The organism is Tenacibaculum sp. AWR4_210, from assembly GCF_056160945.1.
On sequence record NZ_JBSWYF010000007.1, the window covers coordinates 255,795 to 270,581 of the forward strand.

The 14,787-nt window shown below is 39.4% G+C and carries 17 protein-coding genes; 10 read left to right on the plus strand and 7 right to left on the minus strand.

The features are described from left to right. Nucleotides 1–42 precede the first annotated feature (42 nt). From hmpA to ACXAG7_RS14665, 3 genes are all read right to left on the minus strand, one after another. A complete protein-coding gene (hmpA, locus tag ACXAG7_RS14655) occupies nt 43–1,245 on the minus strand; it encodes an NO-inducible flavohemoprotein (RefSeq protein ID WP_476667274.1) in 1,203 nt (400 codons plus the stop codon). Continuing rightward, entirely contained in the window at nt 1,235–1,708 is a 474-nt protein-coding gene (locus ACXAG7_RS14660) for an HPP family protein (protein ID WP_408042320.1), read from the minus strand. Before ACXAG7_RS14660 ends, hmpA begins: the two co-directional genes overlap by 11 nt. Nucleotides 1,709–2,029: 321 nt before the next feature. Continuing rightward, nucleotides 2,030–2,713, minus strand: coding sequence for a GLPGLI family protein (locus ACXAG7_RS14665; RefSeq protein WP_476667275.1), 684 nt, complete (start codon nt 2,711–2,713; stop codon nt 2,030–2,032). Nucleotides 2,714–3,395: 682 nt separating this feature from the next. On the opposite strand from ACXAG7_RS14665, the gene ACXAG7_RS14670 reads away from it, so the two are divergent. Continuing rightward, nucleotides 3,396–3,959: a hypothetical protein gene (locus ACXAG7_RS14670; protein ID WP_476667276.1), complete on the plus strand. Its 564-nt coding sequence runs from the start codon at nt 3,396–3,398 to the stop codon at nt 3,957–3,959. 34 nt (nt 3,960–3,993) lie between these two features. Here ACXAG7_RS14670 and ACXAG7_RS14675 read toward each other — a convergent pair whose 3' ends face one another. Both ACXAG7_RS14675 and ACXAG7_RS14680 read right to left on the minus strand, forming a co-directional pair. Beyond that, the gene (locus ACXAG7_RS14675; RefSeq protein WP_476667291.1) at nt 3,994–5,526 is read right to left on the minus strand and encodes a patatin-like phospholipase family protein; all 1,533 of its coding nucleotides are present in this window, start codon (nt 5,524–5,526) and stop codon (nt 3,994–3,996) included. An 82-nt stretch (nt 5,527–5,608) separates the two neighbouring features. Further along, on the minus strand, nt 5,609–6,208 hold the full coding sequence (locus tag ACXAG7_RS14680) for a riboflavin synthase (RefSeq protein WP_408042315.1): 600 nt from the start codon (nt 6,206–6,208) through the stop codon (nt 5,609–5,611). 59 nt (nt 6,209–6,267) lie between these two features. Between ACXAG7_RS14680 and pdxA the strand changes: the two genes are divergently transcribed. The 9 genes from pdxA (at nt 6,268) to ACXAG7_RS14725 (ending at nt 13,524) form a co-directional block, all read left to right on the plus strand. Next, nucleotides 6,268–7,317: a 4-hydroxythreonine-4-phosphate dehydrogenase PdxA gene (gene pdxA, locus ACXAG7_RS14685; protein WP_476667277.1), complete on the plus strand. Its 1,050-nt coding sequence runs from the start codon at nt 6,268–6,270 to the stop codon at nt 7,315–7,317. A 59-nt stretch (nt 7,318–7,376) separates the two neighbouring features. Continuing rightward, nucleotides 7,377–7,922 carry a YceD family protein gene (locus ACXAG7_RS14690; RefSeq protein WP_408042313.1) on the plus strand — a complete coding sequence of 182 codons (546 nt, stop codon included), beginning with the start codon at nt 7,377–7,379 and terminating at the stop codon, nt 7,920–7,922. Between the two features lie 8 nt (nt 7,923–7,930). Next, complete coding sequence (gene rpmF / locus ACXAG7_RS14695) at nt 7,931–8,125, plus strand: 50S ribosomal protein L32 (protein WP_299106911.1); 195 nt, start codon at nt 7,931–7,933, stop codon at nt 8,123–8,125. A 153-nt stretch (nt 8,126–8,278) separates the two neighbouring features. Next, nucleotides 8,279–9,274, plus strand: a complete 996-nt coding sequence (locus tag ACXAG7_RS14700; protein ID WP_408042312.1) for a beta-ketoacyl-ACP synthase III — start codon at nt 8,279–8,281, stop codon at nt 9,272–9,274. A 24-nt stretch (nt 9,275–9,298) separates the two neighbouring features. Then, nucleotides 9,299–9,790: an acetyl-CoA carboxylase biotin carboxyl carrier protein gene (gene accB / locus ACXAG7_RS14705; protein WP_408042311.1), complete on the plus strand. Its 492-nt coding sequence runs from the start codon at nt 9,299–9,301 to the stop codon at nt 9,788–9,790. Nucleotides 9,791–9,866: 76 nt separating this feature from the next. Continuing rightward, nucleotides 9,867–11,204: an acetyl-CoA carboxylase biotin carboxylase subunit gene (accC, locus tag ACXAG7_RS14710; RefSeq protein WP_408042310.1), complete on the plus strand. Its 1,338-nt coding sequence runs from the start codon at nt 9,867–9,869 to the stop codon at nt 11,202–11,204. Between the two features lie 91 nt (nt 11,205–11,295). Continuing rightward, complete coding sequence (locus ACXAG7_RS14715) at nt 11,296–12,534, plus strand: 3-deoxy-D-manno-octulosonic acid transferase (protein ID WP_408042309.1); 1,239 nt, start codon at nt 11,296–11,298, stop codon at nt 12,532–12,534. Between the two features lie 9 nt (nt 12,535–12,543). Continuing rightward, the gene (locus ACXAG7_RS14720) at nt 12,544–13,104 is read left to right on the plus strand and encodes a YeeE/YedE family protein (protein WP_476667278.1); all 561 of its coding nucleotides are present in this window, start codon (nt 12,544–12,546) and stop codon (nt 13,102–13,104) included. A gap of 3 nt (nt 13,105–13,107) precedes the next feature. After that, nucleotides 13,108–13,524 (plus strand): DUF6691 family protein, encoded by a 417-nt coding sequence (locus ACXAG7_RS14725; RefSeq protein ID WP_476667279.1) that lies wholly within the window; start codon nt 13,108–13,110, stop codon nt 13,522–13,524. Nucleotides 13,525–13,527: 3 nt separating this feature from the next. Here ACXAG7_RS14725 and ACXAG7_RS14730 read toward each other — a convergent pair whose 3' ends face one another. Both ACXAG7_RS14730 and ACXAG7_RS14735 read right to left on the minus strand, forming a co-directional pair. Next, the gene (locus tag ACXAG7_RS14730; RefSeq protein WP_476667280.1) at nt 13,528–14,133 is read right to left on the minus strand and encodes a DUF4230 domain-containing protein; all 606 of its coding nucleotides are present in this window, start codon (nt 14,131–14,133) and stop codon (nt 13,528–13,530) included. Between the two features lie 56 nt (nt 14,134–14,189). Then, nucleotides 14,190–14,768: a lipoprotein signal peptidase gene (locus ACXAG7_RS14735; RefSeq protein WP_408042305.1), complete on the minus strand. Its 579-nt coding sequence runs from the start codon at nt 14,766–14,768 to the stop codon at nt 14,190–14,192. Nucleotides 14,769–14,787: the final 19 nt, after the last annotated feature.

The following is a 14,787-nucleotide window of genomic DNA, read 5'->3' on the forward strand; positions in this document are numbered from 1 at the left end:
TTATCCCCCGCTGTCAGTTGCAACAACGAGGGATTTACTACATTACACCAATTCCAACTCCTCTTGAGGGCCGAAAAACTCGTAGTTAATTTGACTTTCTGCTACCCCATAGGCCTCCAATACTGCCAAGGTATTCGCCATAAACGGTGTAGGACCACAGAAATAAAAATCGCTCGTGGCAGCAACACAAAGGCTCTCCAAAACATCCTCCGTTAAATAGCCCTTAAAATCGTAGTGTTCTCCTAAAACATCTTCTGACAAGGGTAAGGAATACACCTTAGCAGTTTGCACTCGATGGTTAGCTAGCGCTTCAATTTCATCTGCAAAAGCGCATACATCACTGTTTAAAGCACATTGAATAAATACTATTGGCTTCGTACTCTTAGCAACTGCTTCCTTATACATGCTTAACAGCGGAGTTACCCCTATTCCTCCGCTGATAAACACAGAAGGGTTTTCAGTAGTTTGCCATACAAATTCTCCAGAAGGCATCCCGAGTTCTAATACATCCCCCTCATGTATTTCGTCGTGCAAGTAATTCGATACGACGCCCTCTGGATATCCTGTTTCTCTTTTGACACTGATGCGTAAATAATCGCGATCGTTGCTGTCAGACATGCTGTAATTTCTGGTATGTTGATGTGTGGTTCCCGGAACCGATACCGTTAGGGCTACGTACTGCCCCGGTAAAAATTGCGGCACTGGAGTACCGTCGGCTCGCTTCAAATAAAACGAAGTAATCACACTGCTCTCCACTACTTTTTGTGCTACCACAAAAGCTTTCGTCCCGCGAAATCCACCGCGATACTGTTCGCGTTCCGTGTAAATTTCTTCTTCTCTGCTAACAAAAATAGCCGCCAAATCGCCATAGGCCTCTGCCCAAGCATCGATAATCTCATCGGTAGCGGCAGCTCCTAATACCTCCTTAATCGCCAGTAATAAGTTTTCACCAACTATAGGATATGCTTCTTTTGAAATTGACAAACTCGTATGCTTTTGCGCAATGGATTCCACTGCCGGCCCCATCATTTCTAACTTATCAATATGCACTGCATACTGAAAAATAGCATTTGCCAACACTTTTTGTTGGGATCCTTTTTGTTGGTGCGTCATATTAAAAACATCGCGTAGCTCTGGGTGTTTCTCAAATAACAAGGTGTAGAATACTTTTGTAATAGCCTCTCCGTGCTCTTGTAATACAGGCGCTGTAGCCTTGACAATTTCAATGGTTCTTTTACTGGCCATAAAAAATGGAATTTAGGTAATGTTTAAGTTTTGAAAATGAATAAATGATGAATAGCCCTGTCAATGTCGGATATACCAAAAACCAGTATCCGAGCTCTTGAATTGCCGAACCCGACAATATGGGGATCAGTGCAATGGCTCCTGCTGGCGGATATTGAATTGACCACCTACTCATCAGCGCGATACACAAACCGATGGCCAACACAATTTTTACTACTAGTAGGGTATCAAGTCGACTGCAAAAGACTCCTAAAAAAGCGCCTAGCATAGAACTTGCAAACATTTTAACGGGAGAGTTTACGGTGCGTCCTTCTGAAAAAGCCAGTACACTAGAAGCGCCAAATGCCGCTATAACCAATGTGAGCTCCTGCTGGTGAAACAACAATTTATGCACGTAAAAGACGCATAAAAAACACAGGGAAACTACCAAAAACTCAAAACTATTTCTAAATACTCGTGCCATCGTGTACCGTGATAATAATGAGGCAGCAAAAGTATTTCTAGAAAGCCAATGCGTTTATGATTGAAATCATAAAAACGACCTAGAGGTCTTTTACTAGAACGTAAAAAACCAAAAAAGTACAGAACATTATTGCAGCAAAACAATTCATTTTCTTACTATTACCCCAAAAACAGGGCACATAGGTACAGACCAAACTTCTCTTTATAATTTTTCCAAAAAAACACCTCAATTATGACCAGCACTAAATTTTATACCTGAGGGTCAGCATCACGATTAATTAGCAAGCTGTTCCTTCGCTTCCTAATGTCTCTAATACATTTCCTACTCAGTGACTACCTCTCCTTGAGACGGTTTTTCTACAGTAACCTGCTCCTTAGAAAATTCAATTTTATCAACCACAAACCCTCTATTATCTTCAGAAAGTTCTAAAATTAATCCTGGTAACCCACTGTATCTAATAGGACCATAGGGTAAGGAAATATCCGGAGTATACCAAGCAACCACTTCCCAAGGGAATTCTTTTCCTCTCCATTTTTGCAGGTAGGTATAGGTTGCTTTAAAACACTTGTAACCACTAATTACTTTGGTTTCATTGGTCAATGTCCATTGAATCATACTCGTTTTCCTAAGTTTTAAAATTGTTCCAGAACCGTAGTATAATTGCTCGATGAGCTCGTCTTTTTTTCTATTGGTATAAATTTTATCATAGCCGTAAAACAATCCTGTCACATATTTTTTTGTTTCTTGATTTTCATGCTCTGAAATAAGACTCTTTGATAAATAGAACAATGATTCATTTTGGTTAAAGTCCAAGTTGTACGTAAGTAATTTGGCCATCATTTCTTCATCTAAGCGCTCTTGATAACGCATTCTATTCTGAGCTTTCAACTCCTCTGTAGCTTCGGATTTCGCAAAAAAAGCCTTGTACGTTATTCTTCCATTCGTTTGGGCTGCTGCTATTCCTAACTGAAACAACAATAGCAATACCACTATTTTTTTTCTCATTTTTTTAGGGAATCTAATATCATTAGACTGCGTTTCCAAAGTCTAATGATTGTTATTTATAGTCAAATTTTACGAGAACTGCTTATTCTTGACACTCGCTAGAACTCGCTCGACAATCGTCTAAATCTTTTTGCCATTTCTTTAATGCGCTATCACTACCATCATCTAAGATGATCCTTTAAAAATGTATTCTGCTATGATGAATGTACCTCCTCAAAAAATCCGTAATACCGATGGAAGTACCTATCATTTGAAAAAAGTGTATCCATTGAAAATCAAGACATTTTTTTTCATTTTTCTAGCTAAAGTTTTACTAAAAGTATAGCTACTTCTTTTACTAAAACAGTTCAAATAAATAAAAAAATAGCATACGCTCTACTTAAAGGTTACATTTTACGCAAAACATAATAACATGTTAATAAAAATCTATCTCCCAGCAGATAACTAGAAACATTACAACACGTTAACAAACCACTCTTTAAAGCAAAGAAGTAATTACTACGACAAGTTTTCATTCATCTAACACAAAATCACCGTATATCATTCTCGTGCTTACTCCCTACTACAATAAATACTTCTTTTTAGCTACTAAAATGAATCGGATCTGCTTGCTGATTTCCTTCTTTTAAGAGCGAAATACTTATATTCGTATTGTTAAATTGCTTAATTCACCCCATTGCTTATGAAATTGTTTAAACAAATCATCATTGTTAGTAGCTGCTTCTTTATCGCCCTAGTCACCTACGGGCAGCAAAATGATTACTATAGAGAAGGTGACAATTTTAACAGTGTATTTCAACATCTAGAAACTGGTACGTTTCAAGGGAGTAGTAACGGATTGTTACTCGTTCGGAAAAACGACAGTCCTAATAAAAGTCTTATCGATTTCCAAGGAAGTCCTGCTGCACTCATAATTGAATCCGATGAGCATCAGATATACGACCTGAGCACCAAAATATATAAGGGCCAATCAACTAGTGGTAAAACCACCGTTACCTACAGCACGTACGGCGAAGCAAATGCCTTACAAATAACGCTCAATAAAAAGAGCTATAAACTCTCATTGATTGACGGTGCTTGTATCTATGTCATTGGTGGACTCAACTATCATTACGAAGCTGAGGAAAACACAGAATACCTCCTGTTGACCTTTACAAAAACAGTAACACTCCAAGCGACTACTGGAACTGATAGTATTCACATACTCCCCCACTCGAGCCTCATATTTGCCATAGCTCGTAAATAAATTTCCCTAAGTGTTTTAGCTGCAATTTTAAAAACTAATGCTGCTCCTCTTTACGGGCCCGAACCAGAAACTTCGGATCTTCTTGAAACTGCTTCCACAAGGTCATTAATTGATGGTACAACGGAATGGCCGTGACTTCTTCACGGTATTGTAGTATTAAATGTGCCAAAAGATTATAGCAAGCCGTGTATTCTCCGCAGGCTATTACGGTATCCAGCATCTGCTGTTCTTTGTCTTTTTCGGTAAACCACAAGGTAGTTCCGAAAGCTGTACTCTTTTGCGAATTTGCAATGATAGCACCACTTATTGCTCCGGTATGTTTTTTAATTTCCTGCCAACGTTTGCTGTTTTCCGGCTTGTTAGCCAATTCTCCCATGGCATCTTCACAACGCAATTCGTAAACAGTTGAAAATACTACTTTGCTAGGAAACGCCGAATACAAAGCAGTCGCATGCTGTCGGCGATCGTTTTTTAAAAAGACCACACTGGCCATTCGGATCAGTGATTTGGCTCTGTTGGCAATATAAAACCCAACTCTTTTAGGAGGCAAATACAGCTTTTGATCGATTCCCGTTTCTGCTTGCATTAAGTTAGACAGTACAAAGAATAACAATTGGACTCCCGACAAAAGCGCTAAAACTACCACAGAAATGGTGTACAAAAACAACCACTTTTTGATAAAAAAGAAGATCGTGGCAATCAAAACCAGCAACAAGGTAAATGCACTAGACACCCAAGAAACATAGCGACTAAATTTATTTTTTGAAGCAAACTCAAAGCCTTCCCCTGGATAGGGAGATGACACATCACACAAAAAATACAAATCAGCACCCTGTGTAGTCTTACGCTGTGCTTCCTGAACAAAAACCGAAGCTCCCTGATTATCCACAATCCCACCATCCATCAAGCCTATCTCTTTCAACTCTGGAAACGCGGGTGTAAAGTCTGTAGGAAACCCTATAGGTTCAAAGCCCCCCGGAAAAGCAGTGGAAGCCGCGATAACATCACCTAGTTTTACGTAATCGATAACCTCTTTATACGTACTGTGCACCTTGGCATTCCCAAAGCGCTTTTGGGTCTTTTTGATGTTTTGAAAACGAAATTGATACGTACTATCAAAATCTGTTGCGTTAAAAATTACGCGCTGTAAATGCGTTTTGCCCTCAGCAATACAATCTTGTAATTCTCCGAGCGTACGGTGGTTCGTAAATTTATTGTACTCAATGGCAAAGGCATTAATAGGGTTTTTTCGTTTGTGGCGAAAGGCTTCCTCATTCCAAATTAACGGCCATCGTAAGTGGTTCAGCGCATTGGATGCCAGATCATCCTTTTCCAACCACTGATAATACTCGGTAAAAAAAGACTCAAAATCTTGATTCTTTACTTGTGATTCGGCGTATTTAACTCCTGTTATTGTCCCCCCAGACACCGTTGAGATTGCTTTAACTTGTGGTAAAAGCCCTACTTTTTCCAATAGGGACAAGGTGCCTAATGAAAAGCAAGCAGCTCTGTAACCACCTCCAGAAAAGCACAGGGCTATCGATGAAAACACTTCCATTTCTCTCATTTTATTCAACCATAACTTTTAGGAAGAACAAAACTATTCTACCTTCTCTTTCTTTTTTCGTATTACTGCAGTAAGCTAAACGCTACTGTTGTGGCTTGTCAAATTGATATAAACGCGCCACGTATTTTCCTATCACATCAAACTCTAAATTGACTTTAGTTCCTACCACAAAGTTTTTAAAGGTAGTATGCTCTAAGGTATAAGGAATAATCGCTACGCTGAATTCATTTTGTTTTGAATTCACCACAGTTAAACTCACTCCGTTAACTGTAATCGACCCTTTTTCAATGGTTACATTGTTACCTATTGCTTCGTATTCAAAGGTAAAAACCGTACTTCCATCCGCATCTTCTATGGCCTTACACCTTCCTACACCATCGACGTGCCCCTGAACAATGTGTCCGTCCAAGCGAGCTCCTAGTTTCATACCGCGCTCTAAATTCACTACGGCACCCTCCTCGAGGTCCCCGATGTTCGTTTTGTCTAAAGTTTCTTTGATGGCCGTTACAGTATATTCGTCATTGTCAAGTGATACTACCGTTAAACAAACACCATTATGAGCAACACTCTGATCGATTTTCAATTCCGAACTCAGTTCACTTTTTACCGTGATGTGTAAATTTTCTTGCTCTCGTACTAATTTGGTTACGCTCCCTAGGGTTTCTATAATTCCCGTAAACATTCTCTAAATTTTAATTACTTTTGTTAACATCAAAAATACGACATTAGAAAATGTAAACTATGGATAAATCGAACAAAATTATTGTTGGTATTTCAATTGGAGACCTCAATGGTATCGGTATAGAAATTATATTAAAAACATTTGAAGACAAGCGCATGTTAGATTTCTGTACACCGGTATTATTTGGTGCTAACAAGGCGATTTCATACCATAAAAAGGTACTCAAAATAAACAGCAGCATCCACGGAATTCAATCGATGGACGCAGTAGTACACGGAAAAATAAATTTGATGAATGTTTGGAAGGAAGAGGTTAAGTTCGAACTTGGCAAGAGTACTCCTGAGGGAGGAAATTACGCTTTCCAATCACTACAAGCTGCGGTAAAGAGTTTACAAGAAGGTACTGTTGACCTACTGCTAACCGCTCCTATCAACAAGGAAAACATACAGTCGGAAGATTTTACTTTTGCAGGACATACGGAATACCTCGAAAGCGAACTCGAAGGAAAATCACTGATGATTTTAATGTCGGATACCATGAAAATTGGATTGATTACCGGACATATTCCTGTTTCAGAGGTAGCCAAGGCTATTACTCCTGAATTGATTCGAGAAAAGGTGTCGATTATGTATCACTCCCTTCAACAGGATTTCAATATCAGTAAGCCTAAAATTGCCGTTCTTGGGTTAAACCCACATTGCGGAGACAAAGGGGTTATAGGAAAAGAGGACGATGAAATTATACGTCCTACCCTAAAAGAAATTCAAGAATCAGGACAACTCGTGTACGGACCTTATGCCGCAGATGGATTTTTCGGATCCAAAACCTACGAGCAATTTGACGGTGTACTTGCCATGTACCACGATCAAGGGCTCGCGCCATTTAAAGCATTATCGTTTGGAAACGGGGTGAATTTCACCGCTGGATTAAACAAGGTACGAACCTCTCCAGATCACGGAACAGGATTTGATATTGCAGGAAAAAACAAAGCCAACCCGGAATCATTTAAAGAAGCTTTATTTAGCAGCTTACAGATTTACAAAAACAGAATTGAGTATCAAAAGCTTAGAAAAAACGCTTTAAAAGCAGAATCAGTCAAAAAAAATTAACCTAGATATAAAATTAAAAACATTTTTTATATCTTTGCACGCTCAAATTGATGTTTAGGATGAAAGACTTAAAAGAATATAACATAGCTTTTGTAGGCCTAAAAGAAGGAAGTCATTTATTTGAATATCAAATTGGTAAAAAGTTCTTTGAGGCATACAATTACGAAGAATTTACAGATTGTGACATACAATCAACTGTAAATTTTGTAAAGAAGAGCACGCTAATAGAATTAGATATTGCTATTAACGGAACTGTTGAAGTTCCTTGCGATATCACGAGTGAGGTGTTTGACCAAAAGATTACAGGTGATTTACACTTGGTCATAAAGTTTGGTCCGGAATTTAACGATGAGAATGAAGAATTACTCATTTTACCGCACGAAGCCTATGAGGTAAACATCGCACAATACATCTATGAGCTCATTGTACTATCGGTACCGAGCAAGCGCGTTCATCCGAAAGTTCTTGACGGAACTATGGAATCGGAAGCTTTAAAGAAGTTGAACGAGTTACAAATAAATGAAGATACTGTTGTCAAAGAAGAAAAGACAACAAACACAGACCCAAGATGGGATAAATTAAAGGATTTACTAACAGATAAATAAGACATAAAATGGCACATCCAAAGAGAAAAATATCAAAAACTAGAAGAGACAAGAGAAGAACTCACTATAAAGCTTCTATTCCTCAGATAGCTGTTGATCCAACTACTGGAGAGGCTCACTTATATCACAGAGCTCACTGGCACGAAGGAAAATTATACTACAGAGGTCAAGTAGTATTAGAAACAGCTGCTGCTGAAGCATAATTGATAGTTTTTCATAAAAACTAAAAAAACCCTCTTTACGAGGGTTTTTTCGTATAAATCAGTCAAAAAAGTAAGTTTTTGCTTTTTTTTCTTTAATAAAATGAAATAATTTTCATTTCTTTGAAATCTCGTTTTATCATAAAACAAACAACTATGACTAAAATAACTGCAGCTATTACAGCAGTAGGGAAATATGTTCCAGAATATGCTCTAACCAACCAAGAGCTAGAAACAATGGTAGATACCAACGATGAGTGGATTACTACCAGAACAGGGATCAAAGAACGAAGAATCTTAAAAGAGCCAGGAGCTGGTACTTCTTTTATGGCGATTAAAGCCGCCGAAAATCTACTTGAAAAATCGGGAGTTGCTGCCGCGGATATTGACATGGTTATCGTTGCTACGGCAACGCCAGACATGCCAGTGGCCTCTACGGCTGCCTACACTGCTTCAAAAATTGGAGCGGTAAATGCGTTTTCATACGACTTACAAGCTGCTTGTTCGAGCTTTTTGTACGGTATGTCAACTGCTGCTCGCTATATTGAAAGTGGGAGATACAAAAAAGTTCTTCTAATAGGAGCCGATAAAATGTCTTCTATTATTGACTATACCGACCGTGCCACGTGTATTATTTTTGGTGACGGAGCGGGTGCTGTTTTATTTGAACCTAATACCGAAGACTTAGGACTTCAAGACGAGTACTTAAGAAGTGATGGTATTGGAAGAGAATTCTTAAAAATTGATGCTGGAGGATCGATCTTACCTGCTTCGGAAGAGACCCTTAAAAACGGACAACACTTCGTACACCAAGAAGGACGTACTGTATTTAAGTTTGCTGTGTCAAACATGGCTGACGTTGCTGAAAAGATGCTTACTCGAAACGATTTAACGAAAGAAGATATCGAGTGGTTAGTACCGCATCAGGCGAATAAGAGAATTATTGAAGCTACTGCCAATAGAATTGGACTGGAAGAAGAAAAGGTGATGATGAACATACACCGTTATGGAAATACCACTTCTGCAACTCTTCCGCTATTGCTAGCTGATTATGAAAAAGAGTTGAACAAAGGAGATAACTTAATTTTTGCCGCATTCGGTGGAGGCTTCACTTGGGGAGCTATCTATTTAAAATGGGCATATAACTCATAAACCAAACAACTTAAATTTAGGAAAATGGATATTAAAGAAATTCAAAGTCTTATAAAGTTTGTAGCTAAATCTGGTGCAAGCGAAGTAAAGTTAGAAATGGAAGATGTAAAAATCACCATTAAAACAGGAAGCTCAACACCTGAAACTACCATTATTCAAGCAGCTCCAGTTGCAGCGGCACCTATGATGCCTCAAGCAGCTCCTGTAGCACAACCTGCAGCTCCTGCTGCTGCTCCAGCAGCTCCTGAAGCTCCTGCAGCAAACGACGATTCTAAATACCTTACCATTAAGTCACCTATCATCGGTACATTCTACAGAAAACCATCTCCAGACAAGCCTTCTTTCGTAGAAGTAGGATCTGACATCAAAGTAGGAGATACTGTATGTGTTATCGAGGCGATGAAATTATTCAACGAGATCGAATCAGAAGTTTCTGGTAAAATCGTTAAAGTATTAGTTGATGATTCCTCTCCAGTAGAGTTCGATCAGCCATTATTCTTAGTTGACCCATCATAATTTGCATTTTTACCCCACAGAACGAGGCTTTTGCCTTTTCTGAGAGTATAAAGTGCTAAACTCATAACCTAATACTATGTTTAAAAAAATATTAATTGCCAATAGAGGTGAGATTGCCCTTCGTGTAATCAGAACCTGTAAGGAGATGGGAATCAAAACGGTGGCAGTATATTCAAAAGCAGATGCGGAGAGTTTACACGTGCGTTTTGCTGATGAAGCTGTTTGTATTGGACCTGCTCCGAGTAGCGAGTCGTATTTAAAAATGGCCAATATTATCGCTGCTGCTGAAATTACCAATGCTGATGCTATTCACCCAGGATATGGATTCTTGTCTGAAAATGCTAAGTTTTCTAAACTTTGTGAAGAGCACGAAATCAAGTTCATTGGAGCAACTGCTGAGATGATTGATAAAATGGGAGATAAGGCCTCTGCTAAGGCGACGATGATCGCTGCAGGTGTACCTTGTATTCCAGGTTCAGACGGTATCCTTGACACTTACGAAGAAACAGAAGCTTTAGCTGTAGAAATGGGATTCCCAGTGATGCTAAAAGCAACTGCCGGAGGTGGTGGTAAAGGTATGCGTGCCGTTTGGAAAAAAGAGGATTTAAAAGACGCGTGGGATTCTGCTCGTATGGAGGCTAAAGCTGCTTTCGGAAATGACGGAATGTACATGGAAAAACTGATCGAAGAGCCACGTCATATCGAAATCCAAGTAGTTGGAGATTCATATGGTAAAGCTTGTCACTTGTCTGAAAGAGACTGTTCAGTACAACGTCGTCACCAAAAATTAACGGAAGAAACACCTTCTCCATTCATGACTGATGAGTTGCGTACTTCTATGGGAGAAGCTGCTGTAAAAGCTGCCGAATTCATTAAGTACGAAGGAGCAGGAACCGTGGAGTTCTTAGTAGATAAGCACCGTAATTTCTATTTTATGGAAATGAACACGCGTATCCAAGTAGAGCACCCTATTACTGAGGAAGTAGTAGATTACGATTTGATTAGAGAGCAAATTTTAGTGGCTGCAGGTGTGCCAATTTCTGGTAAAAACTACACGCCACAATTACACTCGATCGAATGTCGTATCAACGCGGAAGATCCACACAATGGATTCAGACCAGCGCCAGGAAAGATTACGTCTTACCACGCGCCAGGAGGACACGGAGTTCGTGTAGATACTCACGTTTATGCGGGGTACATGATTCCACCAAACTACGATTCTATGATTTCAAAGTTGATTGTAACAGCACAAACACGTGAAGAAGCTATCAACAAAATGAAACGCGCTTTAGATGAGTACGTAATTGAAGGAGTTAAAACTACCATTCCTTTCCACCGTCAACTTATGGATCACCCTGACTACGTAGCCGGGAATTATACCACTAAGTTTATGGAAGATTTCGAAATGAAATAATTCATCACACATACGATGGATTTCATCACATAAAAACGTTAAAAAATCAGTGAATAGTTCACTGATTTTTTTTTATTCATACCTTCGTAGCATGAGAGTTTTGTACACAATAAGTGTTCGTGTTGTTGCTTTCTTTTTGCGGATTATCGCCTTGTTCAACCCCAAGATACGATTGTTCGTTACAGGAAGAAAACACACGTTCGAAAAATTATCACTTCTTAAGGCAGAAGATAAGGTCGTTTGGCTTCACGCCGCCTCTTTGGGTGAATTTGAACAAGGACGCCCTATCTTGGAAGCCATTAAAAAAGACCATCCTAGCTATAAAATCGTGCTTAGCTTTTTTTCTCCATCAGGCTATGAAGTGCGTAAAAATTACGAATTGGCCGATGTGGTATGCTATTTACCAATGGATACCCCCAAAGCGATGCATCGCTTTGTACAACAGGTACACCCAAGCATGGCCATTATTGTCAAATATGAGTTTTGGCCCGCCATGCTCACCGCGCTAAAAAATCACGAGGTCGACACGCTATTGGTATCCGGTATATTCCGTCCGAATCAGTCATTTTTTAAATGGTACGGCGCGTATATGCGTTCAAAACTGACCACCTTCTCACATTTTTTTCTACAAAACGAACGTTCATTACAATTGATCAATAGTATTGGTTTTAACAATGCCTCACTCAGCGGAGACACCCGTTTTGATCGTGTTACCGCCTTGCAGCACACGGATAATACCTTACCCTTTTTAGAAGAATTTAAGGGAGATCACTATCTAGTGATGGCAGGTAGCTCATGGCCAGAAGACGAACAATTGTTTATCAACTACATCAATGAACAGGCCACAGCAGATGAAAAGTTTGTGTTTGCTCCGCATACTATTAAACCCGAAAAAATAAAAGAGTTCACCAAAGCACTGCGCGTTAAAACAGTCTGTTTTAGCGACTATAAAGGTCGTGACCTATCAGAATACCAAGTATTTGTTTTGGATACCATAGGACTCTTAACAAAAGCTTATTCCTATGCAGATGTAGCCTATGTAGGAGGAGGACTCGCCACGGGACTACACAATATCTTGGAACCCGCCACCTTTGGAATTCCCGTTATTTTCGGAGGTGTCAAATACGATAAATTTCAGGAAGCACATGATTTACTAGCCTTGAAAGGAGCTAGTGCCATTACGGACCAACAACAGCTGAACGCTACTTTAATAAAGCTCCGTGACCATGCAGACTTCCGAAATACTCAAGGAAGTATCAATAAAAAATACATCACTGACAATAAGGGAGCTACGGTTGCCGTTATGAACTATATTAACCAAAAATTATAATACACTGCTATGGATTTCCTACTACAACCTTGGCCGTGGTATATCGCTGGCCCATCAATAGCGTTGATTTTATTTTTAAATATCTTTTTCGGTAAAAAATTTGGTGTTTCTTCCAATTTAGAGACCATGTGCTCGGCATTAGGGGCCTCTAAATGGAGTTCGTATTTTAACATTAAGCTCAGCGAAAAACAATGGGGGCTGGTATTTGTGTTAGGGATTGCCTTAGGAGGATTTGTAAGTAGTACGTACTTAACCCAACAGGAAGGAATTGCCCTGAGTACTGAAACTGTGAAAGAACTGTCTGATCTAGGCTTCCATAATGCCGATCAAAACGGGATGGTACCTCCCGAGCTTTTCGGATCCAATTCATGGAATTCACCCAAAACCATACTCCTATTAATCGTAGCAGGTTTTTGTATCGGTTTCGGATCTCGCTATGCTGGAGGTTGTACCTCTGGACATGCCATCACAGGCCTAAGTAGCTTTCAACTGCCATCATTAGTTGCGGTAATCGGTTTTTTCATCGGAGGCTTAACCATGATATGGCTCTTGTTCCCATTAATATTTTAAATTATGAAAAAGAACGTTAAATTTTTACTCTCTGGTTTTTTATTCGGGATTATTCTGAGCAAGTCAGAAGTTATTTCCTGGTATCGCATTTATGAAATGTTCCGCTTCCAGTCTTTTCATATGTACGGTGTTATCGGTTCGGCAGTGGCCGTTTCAGCAATACTCATCTACTTTTTCAAAAAGGGAGTGTTGAAAAACTACATCGGTCAACAGGTTCAAATTGCCGACAAGAAAAAAAACTACAAGGCCGCTCTGTTAGGAGGTATCGTATTTGGTCTGGGTTGGGCGCTCGCCGGTGCTTGTCCCGCTCCTATTTTTGTGCTATTAGGGCAAGGTATTTTACCGGTGCTTTTGGTCATTTTCGGAGCCTTAATGGGCACCTTTGTCTACGGTTTAGTACACAAAAAGCTACCGCATTAAACTTTAGCCTTTGATCAATTGATCGGGAATGGTTTCTGACGTTTCATTGACAACTTTCCAACCGTATACACGAGACAGTTGGTAAAGTTTGGACAGCTCTTCAAATAAGCGCCTTTTTGCGTCTTTTTCTAAGGGAGTGAGGTCTATGCTTTCTCGAATTTTCAAAATCGCCTTAGCATTGATACTATTGAGTTCCTCTTTGGTAAAAGAATTGAAGGTACTTTGTTGCAGATCGAAATAGCGAATTTCAGGGCTAATATTCAGTTCCTGTGTCGGTATTTTTACAATGCGAATCTCTCGCTTTTCAGCATCCACATCGATTTCCATCTTCGACAAATCGTAGCCTACTTCTACCTTGGCATTTACCGTTAACAGTGCCTTTTTTTGAAATTGCACCGTCTCAAACAGGTAGTTTTTTGTATCACTGTGCGCATAGATTTCAGAAAACGACGCCTCAGCAACCACCAGTTTACTCAGGTCTTTTACTTCTTCCAAAACCACTGTTGCTGACTCTCGATCGGTTTTTTCCGTTGCTTTATTGCGGTGATAAAAGGTTGCGACGATTAGGCCGAATACAAAAAAGGTAAGGTATTTAAGCTTTTGTACCATAGCGTGCTTTAATTAAACAACTAAAGTACAAATAATAAACATGTAAAATGACTGATTTAATTTTCTTCAGTTTTTGGAAAAGCCTGTTTGTTGAAAATAAACAATAAGGCTACCCCAATCGTAATCCAAGAATCTGCACCATTAAAAATTGCGTTGAAGAAGGTAAAACTCTCTCCTTCATACATTGGGAAATACAGCATATCAACTACTTTTCCGTGAAAGAGTTTCCCATAAGGATTGTCGGCAAATAAGGTTGCCAACCTTCCGTGAGAAGAATCAAAGATTACCCCGTAAAAAACAGAATCAATAATATTCCCGACCGCTCCAGCCAAAATTAGGGCTATTGCAATGATGACACCCGTATGCGCCTTGCGTTGAATAGTTTGCCACAACCAATACACAATACCACTTACCGCTACCAAACGAAATAAAGTTAAAAATAACTTCCCGGCCTCGCCTCCAAACTCGAAGCCCCATGCCATACCGTTATTTTCGGTAAAATGGATTTTGAACCAGTCCTTAAACACGACTACTTCTTCACCGAGCATAAAGTGAGTTTTTACGTAAATTTTACTTACCTGGTCTATGAGTATAGCCAAAAGTACAGTTAGGATAGCGATGGTTTTCTTTGACATTTTTTGTATTTAAGAATGA